Source organism: Actinophytocola sp. (genome assembly GCF_036402745.1).
Lineage (GTDB): Bacteria > Actinomycetota > Actinomycetes > Mycobacteriales > Pseudonocardiaceae > Actinophytocola.
On sequence record NZ_DASWSJ010000053.1, the window covers coordinates 1 to 24,307 of the forward strand.

The window sequence follows — 24,307 nt, forward strand, 5'->3', positions numbered from 1 at the left end:
TTGATCCGGTCGTCCGCGACGTCGAACGCCATCACCACCGCGGTGACGCCGTCCTGCTGAACCACCACACCGGGCTCACCGTTGACCGTCCGCTCCAGGAACGTCAGGTTGGCTGCCCTGCCGGCCATATCGACCAAGTAAAGCGCGATCTGCTCGCCGCCTTCGATCGGGCGGAGGCTGGCGCTGACGAGGCCGCCGCCGTCGCCGATCGCCGTGGCGTCGGGGTCGAGGAGGCCGATGAGGGCGTCGATGTCCTTGGCTTCCCACGCCTGCTTGAAGTTCCTGACGATGTCGGCACGCTGGGCCGTGGGAGTGGCGGGAGCCCGCGACGCGCGAACGCGACGGCGGGCCGACGACGCCAGCTGGCGACATGCCGCCGGCGTACGGCCGACGATCTCGGCCACTTCGGCGAAGGAGTAGCGGAAGACGTCGTGCAGGATGAACGCGACGCGCTCGGCCGGGGTCATCGACTCGAGCACGACGAGGAAGGCCATGTTGATCGACTCGTCGAGGGTGACTCGGTCGGCCGGGTCGACGGTGGTGCCGCCCGACCGCCCGGCGGCCCACTCGGTCCGTTCGGGCAGCGGCTCGGGGATCCATTCGCCCACATAGCGCTCCCGCCGGGCCCGTGCCGAGCCGAGCAGGTCGAGGCAGATGCGGCTGGCGACCTTGGTCAGCCAGGCGCCGGGGGATTCGATGGCCTGCTGCTGTAACTGGGACATGGCGTACCAGCGGGCGTAGGTCTCTTGGACGACGTCCTCGGCGTCGGCCAGGGAGCCGAGGAGCCGGTACGCGAGATTGATCAGCTGACGCCGCTCGCTCATGATCGCGCTCAGGCCCGGATCGAGCCGGCCGGCTCCCGGCTCGGACTGCGTGCTCATGTGTCGCCGACTCCCTTGGTCGTATCCGCCGTCACCAGGTAGACGAGACAGCACACCGAAATGTGAGGTCGGCGCGTCACCTCACATTACGAGGGACTGCGTCGTCGTACTGGTCATGAACATCTCTCTGTGGATCGTTGCGGGACTGCTGGCCGTGGGCTCCCTGGCCAGCGGCGCCGTGAAGCTGATCCGGCCCAAGGAGAAGCTGGCCGCCTCCGGCTGGGAATGGGTCGAAGACTTCGGCGCCGGCACCGTCAAGGCCATCGGCGCCCTCGAGGTCCTGGCCGCGGTGGGCCTGATCCTGCCCGCGGCGCTCGACCTCGTGCCGGTTCTGGTGCCGCTGGCCGCCGTCGGTCTGGTGGTGCTGATGGTCGGCGCGACGATCACGCACCTCCGCCGGCACGAGGCCCAGGCAATCGTGGTGAACCTGGTCCTGCTCGCCCTGGCCGGCTTCGTGGCGTGGGGCCGCTTCGGCCCCCAGTCCTTCACGGGCTGACCCGTTTTCGATGTGACAAGGAGGAACCGATGAGCAACCTTCAGACCATCGCTGACCGCGTCGAGATCGAGGCGCTGCGCGGCGAGTTCACCGACGCGGGGACGATGCGTGACTTCGACCGCCTCGCGTCGCTGTTCACCCGGGACGGGATGTGGCGGATCCCCGACGTCGCCGAGTTCGTCGGCCGGGAGAAGATCCGCGCCGGGATCGAGCGGCTGCAGGGGCACTGGGAGTTCTTCGTGCAGAACGCGCACCCGGGCACGATCCAGCTCGAGGGCGACACCGCGGCCGGCCGCGCCTACATCGCGGAGTTCGGGCGCCTGCGCGACGGCAGCTCACACCTGAACTACTCCGTGTACCACGACCGCTACCAGCGCACCCCGGACGGCTGGAGGTTCGCGGAGCGCGTCTACGAGGTCAGATACCTCGACACCACTCCGCTGGCGGGTTCGGCGCCCCACGCGGCGGGGGCGCCCGCCAACCCGCCGACCGAGAACGAGTCTGCCGGGTCTCTCTCCGGCCGACCTGTTCGCGGCGGCTGATTCCGGCCGGGAAGGTGAGTCGCCGGCCGGTGAGCCGTGCTGCCGACCGGCCGGGTCAGCGCATCAGCCAGGCGCGGCAGGCGAGCTGGAGCGCGAGCCGCTGCTCGGGGTCGTTGAGCTCGACGTGCAGCAGCGCGGTGATCTTGCGCAGCCGGTAGGCGATCGTCTGCGGGTGGACGTTGAGGTCCTTGGCGGCCTTGACCGGCGAGCCCTGGTGGTCGAGGTAGGACTGCAGGGTGCGGATGGAGTCCTCGGCGGCCTGCGGGCCCAGCTCGGCAAGCGGGGCGAGCAGGTCGTCGACCGAGGCACGGGTGGTGTCGGAGGCGTACCACTCGACCAGCATCCGGTTCAGGCCGAGCGCGTCGATCGCGATGACGTCCCTGGGGGGCGTGGACTGGCGGGTCGCCGCGAGTGCGGCCCTCGCGTCGGTGGCGGACGTGCGGAGCCCCTCCGCGCGCCGGTACACCCCGCCGATGCCACACCGGACGACGAGCCCGGGAAACCGTTCCCGCACCGCGGCGAGCGCGGCGGTCGCCGCGGCGTGGGCGATGCGGGCCGCCGACTGCCCGGGCTTGGTCCCGCTGGTGCGGACGAGCAGCACGTCGCCGCCGATCCGGGTGCCGTGCCAGCCGTCGCCGCCGCCGGCCCGGACCGCGTCGAGCGCGGTGCTGCCGACGGCCTCGACCTGGCCCGTGCTGGCCGCGTCCCTGCTCGCGGGCTCGTGCAGCGACGAGGACAGCTCGAACCGCAGCACCTGGTGCCAGCCGTCGACCGCGACGCCGAGCGCCCTGGCACGCGCCACCAGCGGGGCACGTTCGGACTCCGGCGCGAGGAGCAGCTCGCCGAGCAGCCGGCCGCGGTCGTGGATCGGGGCCAGTTCGCTTCGCCTGCTCTCCGCGACAGCCCGCGCGTACGCGTCCGCGGCGAGTCGCACGACCGTGTGTGCCGCGACCACCCAGGCGCCACGCGGCCGTTCGGGCACGGTGGCCGTGACATAACCCTCGGCGACCCCGTCCACCTCGACGAGTGCGGTCGGCTCGGCGTGGTCGGGGTCGCGGACCGTGACCTCGGTGGCGAGCGCCCCCGCGGCGGCGGCGAGGATCGCGGCCGGCTTGTCCCGATCCGCCGTCTCCGCCTTGGCGATCTGCTGGCGGGCGGCGTCGATGCGCGCCAGGGCACTGCCCGCGTCCCCGCCGAGCACCCGCGACACGGCGATCACGAGCCGGGTGGGTTCGGCCTCGGGTGGCGCGCAGAGCAGGGCGAACGCGTAGCGGTCGGCGATGCGCCGGGCGGTCGGCTCGACCGAGTCGGCGTCGATGCCGGTCAGGACCACCGCCGCCGCGCCGGTGGCGGCGGTGTCCCGGAGTGCGACGTCGAACTGGTGCCCCTGGGCCTGGCCGGACGCCGTGGGCAGCACGATCGCCAGCTCGTCGGTGGTCAGCGTGCGTAGTTCGCGCTGCTCGGCGACGACGCGCACCGAGCGCACGATCCTGGTCGGGTCGCCGGCGAGCAGCGCGAGCGCGGAGAGGTCGGGCGCGGACAGCAGCTCGCGGATGCTTGCCGCCTGGTTCGCGGCTTGTGGTTGCGCGATAAACACGGCCCAATTCCTGTTGTACGAGACTAAGCACGCTGCGTGACGAGCTTACTAACATGGCGAGGTGGACTTCGACAAGGCCAGCCTTGCCGCTTTTGCCCTGGGTTGCGACGTGCTGGGGGCTGGTGGTGGCGGACCGGCCGGCCAGTCGTTACCGGTGGCCTTGCACGCCGTGGCCCAGCACGGCCCGGTGCGGGTGGTCGAGCTCTCCGAGCTGCCGGCGGACGAGCTGGTGATGCCGTGCGCGCTGCTCGGCGCGCCCGACGTGTTCGCGGAGCGCATCGGCACCTTCCGCGAGGCGGCCGCCATCCGCCGCCAGGTCGAGGCCCACTTCGGGCGCCCCGTCGCGGCGCTGATGTGCACCGAGGTGGGCGGCACCAACGGCCCCGCCTCGGTCGCGCTCGCGGCCAACGCCGGCCTGCCCCTGCTGGACGCCGACGGCATGGGCCGCGCGTTTCCCGGCGTCGAGCAGGTCGCCATGCAGCTCGCCGGGATCACCGCGAGTCCGTCGGTGCTCGCGGACGAGCACGAGCGCGTGGTCGTGGTGCAGGCGGAGTCCGGCGAGTGGCTGGAGCGGCTCGCGCGCAACGTCGTGACGGCGTTCGGCAACCGCGCGGTGAGCAGCGAGTACGTGATGACCGTCGAGCAGGCGGCAGGCGCCGTGGTCGACGGGTCACTCAGCAAGGCGCTGCGCATCGGCGCCATCCTCGAGGAGTCCGCCCGCGACGCGGCGTCCACGAGCGCCGCCGCCGACCGGCTCGCCGACGAGTTCGGCGGGGCTCGGCTGGCGGAGTGCCGGGTGACCGGGGTGCACCCGATCAAGAACAAGGCGACCGCGACGCTCGCCACCAACTCCCGCCGGACGATCCTGCTGGAGGGCGTCAACCGCGACGAGGGCCGCTGGCTGCGGCTGGAGGCCGGCCACGAGTACCACGCGGTGCTCGAGGACGGCGAGCTCCTCGCCGCGGTGCCGGACATCATCACCATGTTCGATGTCCACAGTGGAGACCCGGTGCCGGTGAGGGAGCTGCGCTACGGGATGCGGGTCGTGGTGCTCGCGCTGCCGTGCCCGGCGGCGTGGCGGGAACCGGCGGCGCTGCGGCTCGTCGGGCCGCGCGCCTTCGGCCTGTGCCTCGACTACGCCCCCCTGGCGGCACACCATGTCTGAGTTCGATCAGCGGTCCGTCGGCTACCGGCTGGGGATCGCGGTGGACGGCGACCAGGTCGCGGGGGCGTTGATGGACGCGGGCAACGGCGTCGTCGCCGTCACCATGCCGCGGCTGACCGGGTGGCCGACAGCCGACGTCGCGCTGACCGCGGTGCTGGGCCCCCTGCTGGCGCAGGTGAGCGGCTGCACAGCGGCCGACATCGAGCGGGTCGCGTTCGCGTTCAGCCAGGTCGACGGGCTGATGGCGTTCCCACACACGAGCACGGCACCGTGGCGGTCCTGGCTCGGCGGGCGCGGGCTGGTCGCGGCGGTTCGGCTGGGCGCGGCCACCACCGCGGTGCCCCCGCTCGCCTTGTGGCCGCCGGAGTTCCGGGACCAGCTCGTGCTCGCCAGCACCTGCGTGGCGGGCGGCGCGCGGCTGGACGGGACCGAGCTGGAGCCCCTCGACGAGGCCGGCCTGGCCGACTTCGCGCGGACCGTCGCGGGCCGGGTCGAGGCCGTTGCGGTCACCGGCGTGTTCGCCTCCCTCGAGCCCGGCCACGAGCTGGCCGCGGCGGCGATCCTGGAGAAGGAGCTCGGCGGCGCGGTGCGGATCCTGCTGTCGCACGAGATCGGCGGGACCGGCCTGCTGGAGCGCGAGAACGCCACCGTGCTCCAGGCGGCGATGACGGGCCCGGCGAGCCGGGACGCCGCCGCGTTGCAGGACATCCTGGTGGCGCACGGCCTCGGGCACGCCGAGGTCTTCGTGGCACGCAACGACGGCACGACCATGGCCCTCGACTACGCCGTGACACACCCGCTGGCACTCTGCGGCGGCGCGGCGGCCGCGACGGTCCACGGTGCGGCCCTGCTCGCCGGCGAGCAGGACGCGCTGGTGGCGCTGACGCGGGCGGACGGCGCCGCGCCCGTGATCTGCGCGGCGACCGCCGGCCTGCCGAGGCTGACCTCGGGACACACGACGATCGCCGGCGTGCCGACGAGTCTGCGGATGGTCGCCCAGGTGCCTGCCCGGCGCGGTGACGACCCGGACTCCGAGGGGGCCGTCGACTCTCGTGCGCTGTCCGAGGCCATCGACCGAGCCAAGACCGCGCCCGCCGATCTGCCCCTGCTGCTCGGTGGTCCCGGCGCGGAGGAGCTCGCCGCCGCCCTGCCGCCCCGGCTGACCGGCACGGTCGGCGTGCGCTGCCCCCCGTGGGCGCCCGCCGCGGCCGCGATCGGCGTCGGCGCGGCACTGGTGGGCGGCGAGGCCGAGCGGATCATGGCGGTGAGCGACGACGCGGCCGCGACCCGGGAAGCCGTGTGTGAGACCGCGCGAGCCGCGGCCGTCCGCGCCGGCGCGGACCCTCGTCGCACCCGGGTGCGACTCGTCGAGGAGACGCCGCTGAGCTACCTCGCGGAGCCCGCGGTCGCGCTCCTGGCACGTGCCGAGGGACCGCCGAGGGCAGGGTTGGCCGCGTCGAGCGCGGCAGGCGACAGGCGGCCGACGGTGCCGCGACTTGGCGGCAGGGAAGGGATCTGACTCGATGCTGGGTGCCGACGACTACGCGCTGGACCGCGTGCCGGAAGGGACGCGTTACCCGTGGTGGACCGTTGCCGTACAACGGTTCGGGCAGCTGTCCGACCTGACCGTGTTCCTGCTCGGCGCGACGCTCGGGGCCGGGATGTCGTTCTGGGGCGCGTTCTGGTCGCTGACGCTCGGGTCGGTGGTCCTCGAGCTGGTCGCGATCTTCACCGGGATCGCCGGTGTCCGGGAGGGACTGTCCACATCGGTGCTCGCGCGGTGGACCGGCTTCGGCCGGCTCGGCTCCGCGTTGATCGGGTTGGTCGTCGCGACCAGCCTGATCGGCTGGTTCGGCATCCAGAACGCGATCTTCGCGGAGGGGCTGCACGCCCTGGTCGACGGGGTGCCGGTGTGGGTGTGGTCGGTGGTGACCGGGCTCGCGGTGACCGTGCTCGTGGTGTACGGGTTCCGGTGGATGGCGTGGATCGCCTACCTCACGGTGCCCGCGTTCCTGTTGCTGGCCGGCTGGTCGATCGTCGGTGAGCTGTCCAAGCACAGCCTCGGCGACCTGCTCGGCGCCGAGCCGTTCGGCGAGCCGATGTCCATCGCCACCGGCGCCACGATCGTGGCAGGCTCCTACATCGCCGGGGCGGTGCTCACCCCCGACATGACCCGGTTCAACCGCACCACCGCGGACGTGGTGAAGCAGACGGCCGTTTCGATCACGCTCGGCCAGTACGTGCTCGGCCTGGTCGGGGTCCTGCTCGCCTACGCGATCAAGTCGGCGGACGTGGTGGCGATCTTCGCGGCTACGTCGGGCACCGTCGGGATCATCATCCTGGTCTCGGCGACCGTCAAGATCAACGACTGGAACCTCTACAGCTCCTCGCTCGGGTTCGTCAACACCCTGTCCACGGTGTTCGGCGTGCGGGTCAACCGGGTGCTGGCGACGCTGGTGATCGGCGTCGTCGGCACGGTGCTCTCGGCGATGGGCATCCTGGACCGGTTCGCCGACTTCCTCACCGTGCTCGGGGTGACGATGCCGCCGATCGCCGGGATCATGGTCGCCGAGTACTTCCTCGTGCGCCGCTGGCGCCCGGCGCTCGACGAGTCCCGCGCCCGCGGCACGCTCCCGGACACCGAGCCCGGCTGGGTGCCCGCCACGCTGGTGATCTGGATCGGAGCCGCGGTGCTCGGCTGGTGGACCGAGCAGGTGCAGTTCGGCATCCCCGCGCTCAACTCCCTCGTGGTGGCCGGCGTCGCCTACCTCGTCGCGGGCAAGGCCGGACTGGTGCGGGGCACCCGGGAACACGCGGTCACCACGTCCCCCGAGGACGCCGAGTAGTGCGCGTCGGCATCGATGTCGGCGGCACCAACACCGACGCCGTCCTCCTGTCCGGCAGGCAGGACACGGAGGTGCGGGTCGTGGCCGCGGTGAAGACACCGACGACCCGCGACGTCACCGCCGGTGTGGTCGCGGCGATCGGCGACCTGCTCCACGACGCGCCGGAGGGGTTCGAGCCGGGCGAGATAACCGCCGTCATGATCGGCACCACCCACTTCACCAACGCGGTGGTGCAGGCCCGGCGCCTGGCCCCGACGGCGGTGGTCCGCCTCGGCCTGCCCGCCACGGCCGCGGTCCCGCCGCTGACCGGCTGGCCGCAGCGGCTGCGCTCGGCCGTCGGCGACCGCACCTACCTGTGCCACGGCGGGTACGAGTACGACGGCAGCGAGCTGTCCGCGCTGAACCCCGACGAGCTGCGCCGGGTCGCGGGCGACCTCGCCGCGGCCGGGGTGCGGTCGGTCGCCGTGTCGTCGGTGTTCGCGCCGGTGAGCGGGGCCATGGAACAGCAGGCGGCACAGCTTCTGCGCGCCGAGGTGCCGGAGCTGCGCGTGTCCTGCTCCCACGAGTTCGGCCGCATCGGGTTGCTGGAACGGGAGAACGCCACCGTCCTCAACGCCGCGCTGGTCGACCTGGCCGACGAGCTCGCCGACGCGCTGACCGCCGCGCTCGCCGACGTCGGCATCACCGCCCCGCTGCTGCTCAGCCAGAACGACGGCACCCTCATGGACGTCGAGTACGCGCGCCGGTTCCCCGCCGCGACGTTCGCGTCCGGACCGACGAACTCCATGCGGGGCGCGGGGTTCCTGTCCGGTGTCGCCGACTGCGCCGTGATCGATGTCGGCGGCACCACCACCGACATCGGCATGCTCGTCGGCGGCTTCCCCCGCGAGACGGCCTCGACCACCGACATCGCGGGCATCCGCACGAACTGGCGGATGCCGGACGTGCTCTCGCTCGGCATCGGCGGCGGGAGCCTCGTCCACGACTTCTCCCACGGCGAGCGGACCATGGTCGGGCCGGACAGCGTCGGCTTCGCGCTGCCCAGCAGGGCGCTGGTGTTCGGCGGTGACGTGCTCACCCTGACCGACGTGGCCGTCGCCGCCGGGCTGACCCGCGTCGGTACGACCACCGCCCTGGTCCGCTGCTTCGACCAGGCTCGGGCGCGGGCCGTGCTCGCCAGGGTCAACGAGCGGATCGCCGACGCGGTGGACCGGATGCGCACCTCGCCCGCCCCGCTCCCGGTCGTGCTGGTCGGGGGCGGCAGCGTGGTGCTGCCCGACACGCTGCCGGGCCTGCCCGACGTGCGGCGCCCGGACCACTTCGACGTCGCCAACGCGATCGGAGCGGCCATCGCCAAGGTGGGCGGCGAGCTCGACCGGGTCATCCCGATCGCCGACGGCGCCCGCGCGCACGTGCTCGCCGAAGCCAAGGCCGAGGCGATCGCGCAGGCCGAGTCGGCGGGCGCACGGCCGGGCAGCGTCGAGATCGTCGAGGTCGACGAGGTGCCGTTGGCCTACCTGCCCGGCGGCGCCACCCGGGTGCGGGTGAAGGCGGTCGGGGACCTCGACCTCGACCGCGTCCGGACCCGCGCGGCTCGGCCGGTGGGGGCGCCCATTGCGTGAGATCGGCCTCGATGCCCTCGACGACATCGCCCGTGGCTCGGGGATCCTCGGCACCGGCGGCGGTGGCGACCCCTATGTCGGGCGGCTCCTCGCGGAGGCGGCCATCACCCGGTGCGGCCCCGTCAGCCTGGTCACGGTCGACGAGGTCCCGCCCGACGCGGTGGTCGTCCCCGTCTCGATGCTGGGCGCACCGACGGTCGGGCAGGAGAAGCTGCCGAACGGCACCGAGACGCGCACCGCGCTGCGCGCACTCGAGCAGGCAACCGGGACCGCGGCGACGCACCTCGTGCCGATCGAGATCGGCGGTATGAACTCGCTCGTGCCGCTCGCCCTCGCCGCCGAGACCGGACTCCCGGTCGTCGACGGCGACGCCATGGGGCGGGCGTTCCCCGAAGCGCAGATGGTGCTGCCCACGCTCGTCGGCATCCCCACCTGTCCCATGGCGGTCACCGACGACAAGGGCAACACGCTCGTGCTCCACGCGGTGTCCAACCTGTGGGCGGAACGCATCGCCCGCGCGGTCTGCGTTGCCACGGGGTGCTCGGTGTTCACCGCCGACACCGTCATGACCGGCGCGCAGCTCACCGACGGCCTGGTCGCCGGCACCATCACACTGGCCGAACGGCTCGGCGCGGCCGTCCGCACCGCCCGGGCCGAGCACGCGGACCCGGTCACCGCGGTCGCCGACCTGCTCGGTGGTGTCCGGCTGATCGGCGGCAAGGTGGTGGACGTGCACCGCGCCACCACCGGCGGCTTCGCCCGCGGCGACGCCACCGTCGTCGGCGAGGACGGCGAGCTGCGCCTGTCGTTCCAGAACGAGTACCTCCTGGCCGAACGCGACGGCAAGGTGGTGGCGACGACCCCCGACCTGATCTGTGTGCTGGAAACCGACTCCGGCGAGCCGATCACCACCGAGACCATGCGCTACGGCAACCGGGTCACCGTGCTGGCCGTCGACTGCGACCCCCGGTGGACCACCCCGGCGGGACTCGAGCTGGTCGGCCCCCGGTACTTCGGCTACGACCACGACTACCAGCCACTCCCAGCCACCGACTCACGCGGCGGACCGACAGGGTTCCCCACGTGATCACGGGCGCACAGCGCGGGAGTGGCCGGTCGGGAAACGGGCGGGATCGGCGACCGCGCTGCCACGAAGCCCGGAAGGCCACAATGTCTGGCCGCTGACACTCGGCCTGCGCGCGCGGGTGATCGCTGCTGGAGTATGGCGAGGTGGTCACGGACTCGAGGCGGTGGCGCGTGTGGTGAGCAAGCGGGAGCGGGACGAGGTGTTCGTCGAGTACACCAAGAGTGTCTGCCCGGTGTGCAAGGTGGTGGTGGACGCGCAGGTGAACATTCGGGACAACAAGGTGTACCTGCGTAAGCGCTGCGCCGAGCACGGGTGGTTCGAGGCGCTGGTGTACGGCGACGCACAGGCCTATGTGGACTCTGCGCGGTTCAACAAGCCCGGGACGATCCCGCTCACGTTCCAGACCGAGGTGCGGGACGGGTGCCCGTCGGACTGTGGCCTGTGCCCGGAGCACAAACAGCACGCGTGCCTGGGGATCATCGAGGTCAACACCAGCTGCAACCTGGACTGCCCGATCTGCTTCGCCGACTCCGGGCACCAGCCGGACGGCTACGCGATCACCCTTGCGCAGTGCGCGCGAATGCTGGACGTGTTCGTCGAGTCCGAGGGCGAGGCGGAGGTCGTGATGTTCTCGGGTGGAGAGCCCACGATCCACCGACACATCCTCGACTTCATCGATCTCGCCCAGCAGCGGCCGATCCGCAACGTCAACCTCAACACCAACGGCATCCGGCTCGCCACCGACCGGCGGTTCGTGGACGCGTTGGGGGAGCGCAACGGCCGCGGCGGGAAGTCGATCAACATCTACCTGCAGTTCGACGGTTTCGACGAACGGACCCACCTGGAGATCCGGGGAAAGGACCTGCGGGACCGCAAGCTGCGGGCGCTGGACAACTGTGCGGCCGCCGGCCTGACCGTGACGCTCGTGGCCGCGGTCGAGCGGGGCCTCAACGAGCACGAGCTGGGTGACATCGTCGAGTTCGGGCTGGCGCATCCGGCGGTGCGGTCGGTGTCGTTCCAACCGGTGACCCACTCCGGGCGCCACGTGCAGTTCGATCCGCTGACTCGGCTGACCAACTCCGACGTGATCGAGCTGGTCGCCGCGCAGCGGCCGGACTGGTTCGTGACCAGCGACTTCTTCCCCGTCCCGTGCTGCTTTCCGACGTGCCGCTCGATCACCTACCTGCTCACCGACGGCACCCCCGGGGAGCCTGCCGCCGATGATCCCGGGAGCCGGCTCCGCTGGCACGGTGGGGTGGTGCCGATCCCGCGCTTGCTGCGGGTGGAGGACTACCTGGACTACGTGTCCAACCGGGTGGTGCCGGACTACGCGGTGCGCGAGGCGTTGGAGAAGCTGTGGAGCGCCTCGGCGTTCATGGGCACCCAGACCACCGAGGACAGGCTCCGCGCCACCGCTGAGGCGTTGGACTGCGCGGACGCGTGCGGGGTCAACCTGCCCGACGCGCTGGCGAACCTCACCGACCGGGCGTTCATGATCGTGGTGCAGGACTTCCAGGATCCGTACACGCTCAACGTCAAGCAGCTGATGAAGTGCTGCGTGGAGGAGATCACCCCGGACGGCCGGCTGATCCCCTTCTGTGCCTACAACTCTGTGGGGTACCGCGAGCAGGTCCGCGAGCGGATGTCGGGTGTTCCGGTGGCCGACGTGGTGCCCAACGCGACCGGGTTGGCGCCACTGCTGGTCGACTCGCCCTACGGCTCGAAGACGGCCCGTGACGGGAGTCGCCCGGTTGTCGCGCCGGACGCCACCAACGTCGGGCGGCGGGCGGTGGACAAGTGAGCGCGGCGGACGAGGTCAAGGCGTGCTGCGCCGCGTCCTATGACAATGACGCGGTGGCGTTGCTGCTGGGCGAGTCCTACCACCCGGGTGGGCTGGCGTTGACCCGGCGCCTGGCCGGCCGGCTGCGCCTGCGGGGCGGCCAGCGGGTCGTCGACGTCGCCGCCGGGCCGGGTGCCACGGCGCGGCTGCTGGCGGCGGAGTTCGGGGTGCGGGTCGACGCCGTGGACCTGGGGGTGTCCACTGTGGACAAGGCGCGCGCGGCGGCGGAGGCCGCCGGGCTGGCGGCCTCGGTGCGTCACCACGCCGGTGACGCGGAGCGGATCCCGTTACCCGATGGCGTCTTCGACGCGGCGGTGTGTGAGTGCGCGTTCTGCACGTTCCCGGACAAGGCCACCGCGGCGGCCGAGTTCGCGCGGGTGCTGCGGCCGGGCGGCCGGGTGGGGATCACCGACGTCACGATCGCCGAGGAGGGCCTGCCCGAGGAGTTGACCACGGTGGCGGCGTGGGTGGCCTGCATCGCCGACGCCCGGCCGCTTGCCGGCTACTCGGCGATTCTGGCCGGGGCGGGCCTGCGCACCGTACACACCGAACGCCACGACGCCGCGATCACGCGGATGATCGACGAGATCGACGCCCGGCTGCGGCTGGCACGGCTGACCGCGCCCGCACGGCTCGCCGACGCCGGTGTGGACGTGGCCGCGGTGCACCGGTACACGGCGTTGGCCAGACGGGCGGCGGCGGACGGGCTCATCGGCTACGCGCTGCTGGTCGCCGAGAAACCGGTCGGCGCGCACGCCGGCGACTGACCTACCCGTCCGCGGGGCCGCGCCACCGTGCGACCGGCCGTTCGGTTATCCGCGGCGTGCTGCCCCCGTCACGAGGCGCGGGACGGGTCGAGGAACCGCGCCACGGACGCGCGCAGGCCGCGGTCGGCTTCGGAGCGCGGTTCGGGCTCACCGTGGACGGTGACGTCGGGGTAGAACGCGACGTGGTTCTTGATCCGCCGCGCCATCGGGCTGGGGTGCGGGTAGTACCACGCGACGTCCTTCAGCGTTCCCTGTTCGGTGGTCAGGTCGTAGTAGCTGGCCAGACCCTTCCACGGGCACAGCGTCCTGGTTCGGCTCCTGACGAGGTAGGCCGTGTTCAGCGAGCGGGGCGGGAAGTAGAGGTTTCCCTCGAGCCGAACCGCGCGGGGTGCCTCGGCCAGCACGATCCCGTTCCACACCGCACGCAACATGACACTCCTCCTGATGGTCGGGGTGTCCATGTCACCACCGCGACACGGGCAAGGCGGCGAGAAGTGTCAGCCCGGTGACAGGGCTCGGCGAGTGTGTCACCTGGCTGACAGTCTTCCACCGGGTTCGGGGCCGGCGAGCGGACGCGGTGCCAGGATGGCGGCATGGCCCTGTCGAGACTGCCTGCCGCGGCGATGCAGCAGACCATGCGGCTGTTGGGGACGGGCCCGGCGGCCGAGCTGGCGATCCGGCAGGCCGCCTGGGTCGCTCGCTGCGTCGGCCGGGGCGAGACCGCGCCCCTGGGTCACGACGACGTGACCGCCCTTGCCGCGACCCTGCGCACCAGAACGTACGAGCGGGGTGAGGTGGTGTTCCGCGGAGGTGTTGCCGCGGAGGGGGTGTGGATCGTGCGGCGGGGCCGGGTCGAGCTGTCGGTCGGGTCGGGGCGGCGCCGCGCGGTGGTGCACGTGCTGCAGCCCGGTGATGTCGACGGCGACATCCAGCACCTGCTGGACATGCCGATGCCCTACACCGGGCGGGGGCTGGACGAGTGCACCGTCCTGTCGTTGGGTGCCGACGACTTCGAGCGGCTGCTGGCCGAGAGCGGGCACATCACGCGGCGGTGGCTGTCGAGCGTGGCGCAACGGCTCGCGGTCAGCCAGGCGCGGATCATCGGGTTGCTGGGCCGCTCGTTGAGCCAGCAGGTCGCGGCGTTGCTGCTGGACGAGTCGGCGGACGGTGCGGCGGACGGGTCGTCCGGGGCGGTGGTGGGGCTGCCGCAGCGGACGCTGGCCGCGATGCTCGGGGTGCAGCGCCCGTCGCTGAACAAGATCCTCAAGGAGTTCGAGCGCAACGGGCTGATCGCGGTGCGCTACGCGGCCATCGGCATTCTCGACCGCCCCGGCCTGCTCGCGATCGCCGGCTGACGGTGGTGACCGGTACGCGGGCGGCCAGTCGTGCCTCCGATGCCGCGGGGCGCGAACCGCTGGTACGGGCCCGTGCCGACGCGCTGCCGGTGCGCCGGGTCGTCGCCCACCGGCCGGTCGATCCGCGGTGAGCGCCGGTTCGAGCAGCCGCGCGGCCACCGACGAGTTGCTGACCGGGCTGCGGGACGGGCGCTGGCGATCGAGGGCGTGGGCGAGGTTCTTCGCCGCCGCGACCCGGCGGTCGATCCGGCAGGCGCGGCTGCGCCCGCGGGCGCTGCTCGAGATCACCGCACTCCACCTCGGCTTCGCGCGACGGGCCCATGGTGGTCCGGTGTGGACGGTCGTGAGCTGGTTGCTGGCGGCCACTCACCTCGGCATGCTCGACCAGCACCGGTCGATCGGCTGGGCCAACGCGATCACCCTGACCCGCGCCAACCTCCCCACCCAGGCGCACCGGTGGTGGCTGCCGGTGCTCGCCCTCGCCAGCGACCTCGCCGACGGGCGTATCGCCCGCAAGCTCGGGACCGAGACCTCGTTCGGGGCGTCCGCCGACGCCCTGGCCGACGCCGCCTTCTGGACGTGGTTCGCGCTGCGCCACGAACCCGACGCCCGGCTGCGTGCCGCCGCCGTGCTGGCCTGGGTGCTGCCGGCCCTGGCGGTCACCACGGGCAGCGTCGGCCGCGGCCGGATGATCGACGCGCCGCGGCCCGTCCTGCTCCGGCCCGCCGCGGTTCTGCAGGCGGTCCTGACCGGACGCGCCGTGCTCCGCCACGCACACGGGCGCGGTGACCGGGCTGCCGCGCCCGGTCAGGACATCCGGCGCAGCGCCAGCAGCGCCCGGACCACGCGGCGCATGCGCGGGGTGCGCAGCGCGGCGTCGGCCTCGGCCACCGCCGCCTGCCACACGGCACCGCCCCAGGTGGGGTAGGCGTGCACCACCGAGGCGAGGTCGCGCAGCCGGCCGCGGCGGGCGATCACCGCGGTGAGCTCGGCGATCATCTCCCCGGCGCGCGGCGCGACGATGGTGGCACCCAGCACCCGCCCCTTGTCGTCCAGGACCACCTGGGTGAACCCGCGGGTGTCCTCCTCGACGATCGCCCGGTCGAGGTGTTCGTGGCCGACGAGCCGGACCCGCACGTCGCCGTACTGCTGCCGGGCGCGGGACTCGGTGAGGCCGACGTGGGCGATCTCCGGGTCGGTGAACGTGACCCGGGGAATGCGGTCTTGGTCGATGCGGCGGGTGCGGGCGAGCACGGCGTTGGTGGCGGCGATGCTGCCGTGCATGCCCGCGACGTGGGTGAACAGCAACGTCCCCGTCGGTGTGGCGGCGATGTCACCGGCGGCGTAGATCCGGTGGTTGGTGGTGCGCAGGGTGGCGTCCACGACGACGCGGCCCTGGTCGTCCAGCCGGACACCGGCGTCGGCCAGCCCCAGCTCGGTGGTGCGGGGCCGGCGCCCGGTCGCGACCAGAATCCGGTCGGCGCGCACCACGGTGGTGCCGCCGGCGCCGGTGACGGTCAGCTCGACCCCGGCGGCGCCGGCGGACCTCGTCGCTGCGGTGACGGTGGTGGCGGTGCGGACCCGGACGCCCTCGGCCGCCAGCGCCGCCGCGAGCGCGCTGCTCGCGGCCGGCTCCTCGTTCGGTACGACGCGGTCCGTCGCCTCGATGACGGTCACCTCGGCGCCGAGCCGGGCGAAGGCCTGCCCCAGCTCGCATCCGATCGGGCCGCCACCGAGCACGACCAGGTGCGCGGGCAGCTCCTCGAGGTCCCACACCGAGTCACTGGTCAGCGGGTCGACCTCACGGAGGCCGGGCACCGGCGGCAGGGTGGGGGAGGAGCCGGTCGCGACCACGGCGCGCCGGAACCGCAGCGGTACCCCGTCGACCCTCACCTCGCCGGGCCCGGTGAACACGGCGGTGCCGAACAGCACCTCGGCGCCGGTCTCGGTCAGCGCGAGGGGCGAGTCGGCCGGCTCGATCCGTGCGATCGCCCGCCGCACCTGGGCCAGCACCGCCGTGAAGTCCACCCGCGGTCGCACCGGGGTGATCCCGTACGGCCCGCTGGCCCGCATGGTGTGCGCGGTGCGGCCGGCGGCGATCAGGGACTTGCTCGGCACGCAGCCGGTCCACAGGCAGTCGCCGCCGAGCCGGTCGCGCTCGACGAGGACCACCCGGGCGCCGAGCCGGCCGGCGGTCCTGGCGGCGATGATCCCCGCGGTGCCGCCGCCGACGACCACCAGGTCGTAGGTTCCCGCCACGCCATCCTCCCCGCATCGGTCCCGCCACTCCGGCCACGCGCGGGGCTCAGGCGAACGTGCCCAGCCAGGTGGTGACGGCGTACAACGCCCCGTAGGTGGCCGCGGCGACGGCGACGATACCGAGCAACCGCCATCGCCAGCGCCGCACGCCCGCGATGCTGCACTGGTCGCGTCGTCGCAGCGAGATCCACCCGAGCAGGACGAGCACGGCGAGTCCGCCGAGCCGGAACCACCAAGCGTGGTCGTCGTAGAGGGTGGTGGCCCAGGCGAACGCCGTGCCCGCACTGACGATGCCCAGCAGCGCCAGTACCGTGGGACCGACACAGCACAGAATGCCGACCAGACCTCCGGTCACTCCGATCCGCCACACCGGCAGCCGATCGGTCTCCGGTCTCGCCGAGGTGGGCGGGGTCTGGTTGCTGGTGGCCACGGCGCTCCTTTCGTGCGTACGCCGCCAGTGCACCGCGGAACTCCGCGATCCGCGCGGTCACTGTCAGCGTGCTGACAACACGCTGGGCCGCCGCGGGTCCTTCGCATCACGGTCGGGCCCGGGCCGCGGTCGGCTAACCGCGTTCACCGTAACCGCCGCGAAGCCGCGCGGGTTCAGGAGAAGATCCGCCGGGTGACGTTCGTGGTAGCCAGGTCGATGAGTTCGTCACCTCGACCCGACAACCCGGTCCGTGTCGCGTCGATGGTGACGTTCTCGACCTGCTCGACGGTGATGGTGGGTGGCATGGACAACTCCTGGCGGGCCGTCATGACCTCCACCAACGCCGCTCCGTCGTGGTCGAACGCGGCTCGTAGCGCAGCGGACAACTCGTCCGGCCGTGCTACGCGCTGACCATGCATGCCCAGTGCCCGGGCCACCGCGGCGAAGTTCGCGTTGTCGAGGTCGGTGCCGTGGTCGACCGGGCCGGCGGCCTTCATCTCCAGTTCGTCGCAGCTCAGCGCGCCGCCGTTGAACAGCACGATCTTGACCGGCAACCCGAGCTGCTGGAGAGTCACCAGCTCACCCACCATCATCGCGAGCTCGCCGTCGCCGGAGAAGGTGATCACCTGCTGGCTGGGTTGCGCGGACTGCACACCGATCGCCCGCGGAATCGCGTTGGCCATCGTGTCGTGGTCGAACGGGCCGATCAGCCGACGCCGGCCGGTCAGCTGGAGGTACCGGGCGGCCCAGATCAGCGGTGAGCCGACGTCGGCCAGGAACACAGCGCCCTCGGAGGCGAGTTCGTTGACCGTCGTGACCACGAACCGCGGATGCGTCGGTGTCCGGGCGCGGTCGTTGACCGGGCGTTCGTCGAGTCGCTCGGGGGCCGTCGCGTGGTGCGTCCGGTCCAGGTGCGTGCTGTCGGTCTTGGTCCGCAGTGTGGGCAGCAATGCCTCGATGGTGTCCTTGACCGGGAAGTCCGTGCCCAGCATCAGCAAGGTGTCGCACTGCTCCATCGCGTGGTGTCCCGAGGAGAACCCCGGCGCGCCGGCACAGCCGGCCGCGGCCAGGATGGTCACTCGTTCCGACCGGTTGAGCACCTCCGCTGCCCGCCTCAGTTCAGCGCCACCGGGACGGCCCACGAGCGAAGCCGGCCGGATGGTGGACACCGTCGCAGGGCGCTGGATCTCGGCCAGCAGGACATCGCCTGGCACCACCAACACGGCCACGCCTCGCTTCTCCACCGCCGTGCGTACCGCGATGTCCAGGACGTACGGGAACTGCGTGGCGGCCGAGGCCAGCTCGCAGTAGACGCTGCACTCCCGGAACAACTCCTCGGGATGGGTTTCCCGCACACGGTTCCCCCCGATCTCGTTCGACGGGGCATGCGCGGCGATCGCGAGTACCGGAACCCGGGAACGGTGCGCATCGGACAGTCCGTTGATCAGCCGCAGGTCGCCCGGCCCGCAACTGGCCGCGCACACAGCCAACCCACCGGTGGTCGCCGCGTCCCCCGCCGCGGCGAACGCCGCGGCCTCCTCATGCCGGACGTGCCCCCACGACAAGGCACCGTCGCGGCGCAGCGCGTCGGTGAAGCCGTTCAGTGAGTCACCTGGCAACCCATAGACCCGGCGGACACCAGCGTTCTTCAGCGTCTCGACGATGAGATCAGAGACATTGAACGACATTCGCCGTTACCTCCAGAGTGGGCTTCGGTGCCGATGGCCCCTGCCGCGGTGAGGCTGTGGTCGCCGAGGTGGTCGTGGTGGGTCACCGACCGCACCGGACCGGACCGTCGGCACGGTCGCGCGCACCAGTTGGGCGTGCGGCAGCACCTCCGGCACCGGCGTTCTCGCACGCCGTGTCCCAGGCGTACTTGCTCCTCACTACCCACGATTGCGGCTGGCGGTCCGACTGTCGTTGCCACCAGCGGCCAACACGCCTACCGGCTAGCGGGAATCGCGGGACTCCGGCCAGCAGCAGTAGGGCCGGGCCGGCCGCATCGCCGGCCAGCACGCGCTCGGCCGCGGCGGTGTCGCCGTACTCGTCATGCCCGGCGACGTCCTGCACCGGCCGCGCGCCGGGTAGCGGCTACCTGGCAGGCCGGGAGTCCGGCCAGCGGCATCACCAGAGTCCGGCTGGTGGTGCAGACGTCGGGGCCGCCGGGCGCGACCATCGTCACGAATGGTCGTCGACTTACCGAGGTCCGACGCATCGATGCCGCGCAGGACCGACGCCACCGCAGAGGAGCAGCATGACCAGCATTGTGGACCAGCACGTCGCGGGCAGCGATCAGTCGTTTCTGCTCCAGCGGGCGCAGCCGGCGATGGTCGGCCTGATCGATGGCTCGCTCTCGACCTTGGCCCCGATCTTCGCCGTGGCGCTGGCTACCCACCAGCCGCACTATGCGTTCTTCGCGGGACTGGCGACCGCCCTCGGCGCCGGGGTCAGCATGGCTTTCTCGGAAGGGCTGTCGGACACCGGCGATGAGACAGGGCGGGGCAACCCGTACCTGCGCGGATCGATCACCGGCGCCGGGACGTTCCTCGGCGGCGCGCTGCACACGCTGCCGTTCCTGCTGCCGAACCTCCAGGTCGCCCTCGTCGTCGCGATCATCGTGATCGCCTTCGAGCTGCTGGCCCTGTCCTGGATTCGCTGGCGGTTCTTCAACACCGGCTTCGTCCGCTCGCTGGCCTCGATCATGCTCGGCGGAGTGATCATCGTGGGGATCAGCGCGGCACTCGGCGGAGCGGCCGGTTGAGGGTGTCTCGTCCCGAGGCTTTGGCGACAAGCGGCGGAGAACGCCGCAGAGTGCCTGACCGGTGGGGCCGGGATCCCCGGGGCTCTACGGCCGACGCAGCAGCACATGACCCCGGCGGTATCGCTCCTCCTCGCCGGGCTCACGCAGCATCCGGCCGAGCTCGACGAACTCGGCGTCGCGGGCCAACGCGGTCAGGTCGTCGATCGGCCACCGGTAGGCGGGCGCGACCTTGTGGTCGAACGTGGTCACCGGGCCGCCCTCAGACTCGAAGAAGGCGAGCAGGAGGTGGCCACCTGGGGCCAGTACCCGGCGGAACTCGCTGAAATAGGCCGGCAGTTCCCGTGGTGGAGTGTGAATGATCGAGTACCAGGACACGATGCCGCCCAGCTCGCCGTCGGCCAGGTCCAGGGCGTCCATCGAACCGAGCTCGAAGCGCAGGCCGGGGTAGGTCTCGCGGGCAAGGTCGATCATCACGGGCGACAGGTCGATACCGAAGGCGGCGAGTCCCAGGTCCCGCAGGTGCGCCGTCAGGTAGCCGGGGCCGCAGCCGAGCTCGGCGACAGGCCCGGCGCCGGCGGTCCGCGCGAAGTCAGCGAATGCGGCGAGCACCGCGCGATCCAGCGGCATGTCGTCGAGCGCTCCTCGGACGAACTCCGCGTAGCGGACGGCTACGGAGTCATAGGCTTTCGCTGTCGCGCTGAGGTAGGAGGCTGTTTCGGTCACAGCCGGCGACTCTAGTCACCGGCGCCGCATCGCCGGCGAGGTGATGAAGCACTATTTCCCCTCGGCACTACCCGGCCGGGACGCCAACGGCATCGGCGTCCCGTCCGGCCCGATGCCGTAGGCGCACCTTGCCTGCCAGTGCTGCGTCAGCCGCGCCCACGCGCCGACGCCCACGACCACGGCGCCCGCCACGGCCAGCGGTCGCGGTCAGCGCCTGGGTTGTAGCGCTCGGCGCGCTGGTGAGCCCGTTCACCGGGCGGACACCACCCGCTCGGTCAGTGCTGAGCGATATGGCCGGACCGGGCGCCAAGGTTGGCGACCACGGCGTCGGCCCTGGACCGGCATGTCGTCCCGGCGTGCCGATGACCGCTGAGGTCGACGCCCGAACTGCCGGCTCGTGATCAGGCGAAGCGGGGGAACAGGCGCAGGGCGTTGTCCCGCTCCACGCCTCGGAGTTCGTCGGTGGTGAAGCCGGCGAAGCTGGTGAGGTTGGCGATGTTCTGTACGACCGTGGGTTCCGGCGCGGCGGGCCAGTCGGTGCCGAAGAGGATGTGGTCCGCGGTGGTGACCTCGAGTGTCGGCAGCAGCGAGTTGCGGCTGCCGGCCAGCGCCGTCTCGTAGTAGAGCCCGCGCAGCACGTCCGCCACGTGTGCGGGATCGATGTCCGCGTCGTCCGGTCCGCGTCCCATGACGGTGTGTTCGCCGATCCGCCAGCCGAGGGTGGGCAGCACACCGCCGCAGTGGGCGAGGATCAGGCGCAGCCGCGGATGCCGTTGGAAGACACCGGTGTAGAGGGCGTTGGCGATGGTGCGCGCGGTGTCGAACGGGAACTCGACGATCGAGCTCGGGCGGCCGAAGCCCAGGACGTCGATGTGTGGGCAGTCGGTCGGGTGCACGAAGACCGGCACCTCCCGCCGGGCGAGTTCGGCCAGCACCGGCTCGAGGGACGGATCGCCGAAGTAGCGGCCCAGCACGTTCGAGGTCAGGACCACTCCGTCGAGCCGCAGCTCGTCCAGGGCGTGGCCGAGTTCCGCCAACGCCTCGTCGGGGCCGTCGCCCGGCAGTGTCGCGAAGGCGCCGAAGCGGTCGGGGTGCTTCGCGATCAGCTCCGCGTTGCCCTCGTTGATCATCCGGGACAGGCGGGTGCCGAAGTCCGGGTCGTCGGCCGACCCGGCGAACGTCATCGGCATGGAGACGATCTGGGCGGCGATCTGCTGCCGGTCCATGTAGGCGAGTGCGGCCTCCGGTGTCCACCGGACGGAGATCTTGTACCCGCCTGTCGGCTGAAACCCGCGGCGCGCGACCGCCGCCATGGCCTCCTCCGGCATGGCGTGAGTGTGGACATCGAGACGCTGACCCGGCACGACGACGCTCCTCTACCTCGCTGTGCGGTCGACCCTAGCACTTAACTGTTGATCGTCACTTTATTCGCTCGATCGGGTGACTCGATCTTGGGTACGACTTGCGGAACCGGTGGGATCATGAGGAGAGCATAAATTGACGGACGACACTTTAATGTCGTACGGTGGCACTGTCGGGCTTACGTGGAGGCACGCCGTGTCCCGCAGGCACTGACCCGACAACCTGAATGAGGTGAGATCGATGACGCGGTCGGCCGACGTCTCCATCCCCGAGTGTTTCTCCTACTTCCACGCCGTCGACAGTTCTCCGGGACGCTCGGTCAAGCGGCAGCTCGAACGCGTCGCCAAGGGCCACCTCGACGTCCCCGAGGAGCTCGCGACCGCGTTCGGGCGGGCGATGAACACGGGGGACCGGCTCGGCGACGCCTACATCGACGCGGCGTTCGCCTCGCCGAAGGGCAAGGGGCGCGCCAGGAAGGACGTCGAGCAGGCCCTGCGGGACGGCATCGAGAGCGTGAATGATCCGTCGCCGGAGCTGGTGGCGCTGTTCGCGCAGATCGACACCGACCCCGAGTGGGTGGACTGGGCGAAGGTCGAACACGGCGCCGAGGTCTTCCGCCGGTACAAGGAGCTGTACCCGTACTTCGGCATGGTCACGTTCAACGGGTACACGCTGGAGACCATCACCAAGCCGCTCGCGATGACCGGCGCCTACACCGGCGGGTCGGCGTTCGGCCGGTTCCTGGAGACCTGCCGCCTCTGGACCGACACCACCGAGCCCGGCGCGATGCGACCCGGCGGCGTGGGACGCCGCTCCGCGGTGCTCGTGCGCACCCTGCACTCGATGATCCGCCACACCCTGCTGCCGCACCCCGAATGGGACCGGGCCAAGCTGGGCGTGCCGATCAGCCAGTTCGGGATGTTCGGGACGCTCCTGCTCAGCTCGTTCGCTCCGGGCCAGCAGCTGAAACTGATCGGGTACCGGCCCACCGACGACGACGTCGCCGCCATGATGCACCACTGGCGCTATGTCGGTTACCTCATGGGTGCCGAGGCGCCGTGGTATCCGGAGACGGTGACCGACGGCTTTCTGGCCCAGCTGCTGCTCGCGCTCTCGGAGGCGCCGAAGCCTGGCAAGGACTCCGACGAACTGTGCCGGTCGTTCATGGACACCTTCCGGCCCGCGGCCGACGCACGGGGGCCACGCCGGGTCTATGGCACACTCCGGTTCAACGCACAGCTCGGTCACGCGCGCTTCTACCTGGGAAAGGAGGGCTTCCGCCGCAGCGGTCTGCCCGACCCCGGGCTGTGGCGTTTCGCGCCGCTCGCCCGGGTAATCCCGAACTTCACCCGCGAGACCCTGCGCCGGCACGTTCCCGGAATGGCCGGGTGGATCGACCGGGCCAACCGGCGCGCTCGTCAGGAGTTCCTCAGCAAGAACCTCGAGGGCGGCGAGGCGAAGTTCACGCCCGTCGACAAGCTCACCCGGTAATCGAACCAACGCTCTGTGCACCAGCTACCCGCCAAAGGTGGTCGCATGCCCGAAACGCCGCCACATGTGGCCCGCCCACGAGGACGTCCACGCAAGGACGAACAGGTCGCGCCGACCGACCAGATGATGGCGGCGGCGATCGAGGCCTTCTCGGTGCACGGGTACAACGGGGTGTCGCTGCGGACGGTGAACGACGAGCTGGGCGCCAGCCGCAACCTGCTTTATCAGCGCTTCGGTTCGAAGGCCAACCTGTGGCGCGCCGCCGTCGACTGGGCTTTTCGCCCGCTCGTCGAGTATCTGGAGGCCGCGGACAACGAGTCGGCCGACCCCATGGTGCGGCTGAGGGTGCTGACCCGGAGTTTCATCGAGTATTCGGCGACGCGGCCCTATCTCGCCCGCCTTGTCACGATGGAGGGCAGTGCCGCCACGGATCGGCTGGAATATCTTTACCACAACTACGTCGAGCCCATCCGATTACGTTTCCTGCCGGTTTTCACCTTGCTGCGCGAGCAAGGGAGAATCAAGAACATCCCACCCGAGGTGTTCTATTTCCTGCTGACCTCTGGCGGTTCCGCGCCGTACGGCCAGATCGGGCTCGTCTCTTTGATGAGCCCGGAGCTGGTCTCGGCGGACGAGAATGCCGCGCAGCTGTATGCCGAGAATGTGGCCGAAGTGCTCATCAACGGTCTGGCGCTGTCCGGCTGACGGGGTTGTGCATCGGGTGGCGACGGTCGCCGGGCAGCATCACGCGGTCCTCGGGCAACGCCCGCGCGGTCATCGGCCGGCTCGCGTTTCCGCGAGCTGGAGCGCCGCGGGAATGACGTCGGTGCCGAACTTCTCGAGCCGGTCGGCGGTTTCGTGCTCTGGCACGAAGTTGACCGTGTCGAACCGCGGGCTGAGAAAGACACCGAACTGCGCGGCGTTCATGGTGGCCTCCAACGACGTGATGGGGCAGGCTACGCCACGGCTGCCACCTACGTGCGGTGACGTCGGCAGTTGAGAACAGCTGCTGGGCAGTGCCCGGGGTACGGACCGGAAGAACCGAAGAAACCGAAGAACTGTTTCCGTGGGTCGGTCTTCGTG

At 71.6% G+C, this 24,307-nt stretch carries 22 protein-coding genes and 1 pseudogene; 14 read left to right on the forward strand and 9 right to left on the reverse strand.

Features of this window, described 5'->3' with window-relative positions:
* Positions 1 to 881 (reverse strand): RNA polymerase sigma factor SigJ (gene sigJ / locus VGD70_RS05505; RefSeq protein ID WP_331078766.1); only part of this gene is annotated, 881 nt, incomplete at its 3' end.
* Positions 882 to 996: 115 nt separating this feature from the next.
* Between sigJ and VGD70_RS05510 the strand changes: the two genes are divergently transcribed.
* Complete coding sequence (locus tag VGD70_RS05510) at positions 997 to 1,377, forward strand: DoxX family protein (protein ID WP_331078767.1); 381 nt, start codon at positions 997 to 999, stop codon at positions 1,375 to 1,377.
* Between the two features lie 29 nt (positions 1,378 to 1,406).
* Entirely contained in the window at positions 1,407 to 1,919 is a 513-nt protein-coding gene (locus VGD70_RS05515; protein WP_331078769.1) for a nuclear transport factor 2 family protein, read from the forward strand.
* A gap of 55 nt (positions 1,920 to 1,974) precedes the next feature.
* On the opposite strand, the gene VGD70_RS05520 is transcribed toward VGD70_RS05515, so the two are convergent.
* Entirely contained in the window at positions 1,975 to 3,516 is a 1,542-nt protein-coding gene (locus VGD70_RS05520; protein ID WP_331078771.1) for a helix-turn-helix domain-containing protein, read from the reverse strand.
* Between the two features lie 61 nt (positions 3,517 to 3,577).
* Here VGD70_RS05520 and VGD70_RS05525 point away from each other — a divergent pair, with 61 nt between their 5' ends.
* The 7 genes from VGD70_RS05525 (at position 3,578) to VGD70_RS05555 (ending at position 12,843) form a co-directional block, all read left to right on the forward strand.
* On the forward strand, positions 3,578 to 4,681 hold the full coding sequence (locus tag VGD70_RS05525; protein WP_331078773.1) for a DUF917 domain-containing protein: 1,104 nt from the start codon (positions 3,578 to 3,580) through the stop codon (positions 4,679 to 4,681).
* Positions 4,674 to 6,200, forward strand: coding sequence for a hydantoinase/oxoprolinase N-terminal domain-containing protein (locus tag VGD70_RS05530; protein ID WP_331078775.1), 1,527 nt, complete (start codon positions 4,674 to 4,676; stop codon positions 6,198 to 6,200). Before VGD70_RS05525 ends, VGD70_RS05530 begins: the two co-directional genes overlap by 8 nt.
* Positions 6,201 to 6,204: 4 nt before the next feature.
* Positions 6,205 to 7,527: a cytosine permease gene (locus tag VGD70_RS05535; protein ID WP_331078777.1), complete on the forward strand. Its 1,323-nt coding sequence runs from the start codon at positions 6,205 to 6,207 to the stop codon at positions 7,525 to 7,527.
* Positions 7,527 to 9,149: a hydantoinase/oxoprolinase family protein gene (locus VGD70_RS05540; protein WP_331078779.1), complete on the forward strand. Its 1,623-nt coding sequence runs from the start codon at positions 7,527 to 7,529 to the stop codon at positions 9,147 to 9,149. Before VGD70_RS05535 ends, VGD70_RS05540 begins: the two co-directional genes overlap by 1 nt.
* Positions 9,142 to 10,236 carry a DUF917 domain-containing protein gene (locus tag VGD70_RS05545; RefSeq protein WP_331078781.1) on the forward strand — a complete coding sequence of 365 codons (1,095 nt, stop codon included), beginning with the start codon at positions 9,142 to 9,144 and terminating at the stop codon, positions 10,234 to 10,236. Before VGD70_RS05540 ends, VGD70_RS05545 begins: the two co-directional genes overlap by 8 nt.
* Before the next feature lie 163 nt (positions 10,237 to 10,399).
* Positions 10,400 to 12,037, forward strand: a complete 1,638-nt coding sequence (locus VGD70_RS05550) for a radical SAM protein (RefSeq protein WP_331078783.1) — start codon at positions 10,400 to 10,402, stop codon at positions 12,035 to 12,037.
* The gene (locus VGD70_RS05555; protein WP_331078785.1) at positions 12,034 to 12,843 is read left to right on the forward strand and encodes a class I SAM-dependent methyltransferase; all 810 of its coding nucleotides are present in this window, start codon (positions 12,034 to 12,036) and stop codon (positions 12,841 to 12,843) included. The genes VGD70_RS05550 and VGD70_RS05555 overlap by 4 nt, the downstream gene beginning before the upstream one ends.
* 68 nt (positions 12,844 to 12,911) lie before the next feature.
* Here VGD70_RS05555 and VGD70_RS05560 read toward each other — a convergent pair whose 3' ends face one another.
* Positions 12,912 to 13,274, reverse strand: coding sequence for a DUF427 domain-containing protein (locus tag VGD70_RS05560; RefSeq protein ID WP_331078787.1), 363 nt, complete (start codon positions 13,272 to 13,274; stop codon positions 12,912 to 12,914).
* Between the two features lie 162 nt (positions 13,275 to 13,436).
* Between VGD70_RS05560 and VGD70_RS05565 the strand changes: the two genes are divergently transcribed.
* Both VGD70_RS05565 and VGD70_RS05570 read left to right on the forward strand, forming a co-directional pair.
* A complete protein-coding gene (locus tag VGD70_RS05565) occupies positions 13,437 to 14,198 on the forward strand; it encodes a Crp/Fnr family transcriptional regulator (protein ID WP_331078789.1) in 762 nt (253 codons plus the stop codon).
* A 376-nt stretch (positions 14,199 to 14,574) separates the two neighbouring features.
* Positions 14,575 to 14,781: pseudogene (locus VGD70_RS05570) on the forward strand (CDP-alcohol phosphatidyltransferase family protein); the annotation flags it as partial.
* Between the two features lie 224 nt (positions 14,782 to 15,005).
* On the opposite strand, the gene VGD70_RS05575 reads toward VGD70_RS05570, so the two are convergent.
* The 3 genes from VGD70_RS05575 to VGD70_RS05585 form a co-directional block, all read right to left on the reverse strand.
* A complete protein-coding gene (locus tag VGD70_RS05575) occupies positions 15,006 to 16,457 on the reverse strand; it encodes a dihydrolipoyl dehydrogenase family protein (protein WP_331078790.1) in 1,452 nt (483 codons plus the stop codon).
* Between the two features lie 46 nt (positions 16,458 to 16,503).
* Positions 16,504 to 16,887, reverse strand: a complete 384-nt coding sequence (locus VGD70_RS05580; protein ID WP_331078791.1) for a hypothetical protein — start codon at positions 16,885 to 16,887, stop codon at positions 16,504 to 16,506.
* A 173-nt stretch (positions 16,888 to 17,060) separates the two neighbouring features.
* Positions 17,061 to 18,575: a thiamine pyrophosphate-dependent enzyme gene (locus VGD70_RS05585; RefSeq protein ID WP_331078792.1), complete on the reverse strand. Its 1,515-nt coding sequence runs from the start codon at positions 18,573 to 18,575 to the stop codon at positions 17,061 to 17,063.
* Positions 18,576 to 19,153: 578 nt separating this feature from the next.
* Here VGD70_RS05585 and VGD70_RS05590 point away from each other — a divergent pair.
* Positions 19,154 to 19,648, forward strand: coding sequence for a hypothetical protein (locus tag VGD70_RS05590; protein WP_331078794.1), 495 nt, complete (start codon positions 19,154 to 19,156; stop codon positions 19,646 to 19,648).
* A gap of 84 nt (positions 19,649 to 19,732) precedes the next feature.
* Here VGD70_RS05590 and VGD70_RS05595 read toward each other — a convergent pair whose 3' ends face one another.
* Both VGD70_RS05595 and VGD70_RS05600 read right to left on the reverse strand, forming a co-directional pair.
* A complete protein-coding gene (locus VGD70_RS05595; RefSeq protein WP_331078796.1) occupies positions 19,733 to 20,371 on the reverse strand; it encodes a class I SAM-dependent methyltransferase in 639 nt (212 codons plus the stop codon).
* Positions 20,372 to 20,772: 401 nt separating this feature from the next.
* On the reverse strand, positions 20,773 to 21,735 hold the full coding sequence (locus VGD70_RS05600; RefSeq protein WP_331078798.1) for an amidohydrolase family protein: 963 nt from the start codon (positions 21,733 to 21,735) through the stop codon (positions 20,773 to 20,775).
* Positions 21,736 to 21,973: 238 nt separating this feature from the next.
* On the opposite strand from VGD70_RS05600, the gene VGD70_RS05605 reads away from it, so the two are divergent.
* Both VGD70_RS05605 and VGD70_RS05610 read left to right on the forward strand, forming a co-directional pair.
* A complete protein-coding gene (locus VGD70_RS05605; protein WP_331078800.1) occupies positions 21,974 to 23,224 on the forward strand; it encodes an oxygenase MpaB family protein in 1,251 nt (416 codons plus the stop codon).
* Between the two features lie 45 nt (positions 23,225 to 23,269).
* Positions 23,270 to 23,929 carry a TetR/AcrR family transcriptional regulator gene (locus VGD70_RS05610; RefSeq protein WP_331078801.1) on the forward strand — a complete coding sequence of 220 codons (660 nt, stop codon included), beginning with the start codon at positions 23,270 to 23,272 and terminating at the stop codon, positions 23,927 to 23,929.
* 69 nt (positions 23,930 to 23,998) lie between these two features.
* On the opposite strand, the gene VGD70_RS05615 is transcribed toward VGD70_RS05610, so the two are convergent.
* Positions 23,999 to 24,151 (reverse strand): hypothetical protein, encoded by a 153-nt coding sequence (locus tag VGD70_RS05615; protein ID WP_331078803.1) that lies wholly within the window; start codon positions 24,149 to 24,151, stop codon positions 23,999 to 24,001.
* Between the last annotated feature and the right edge of the window lie 156 nt (positions 24,152 to 24,307).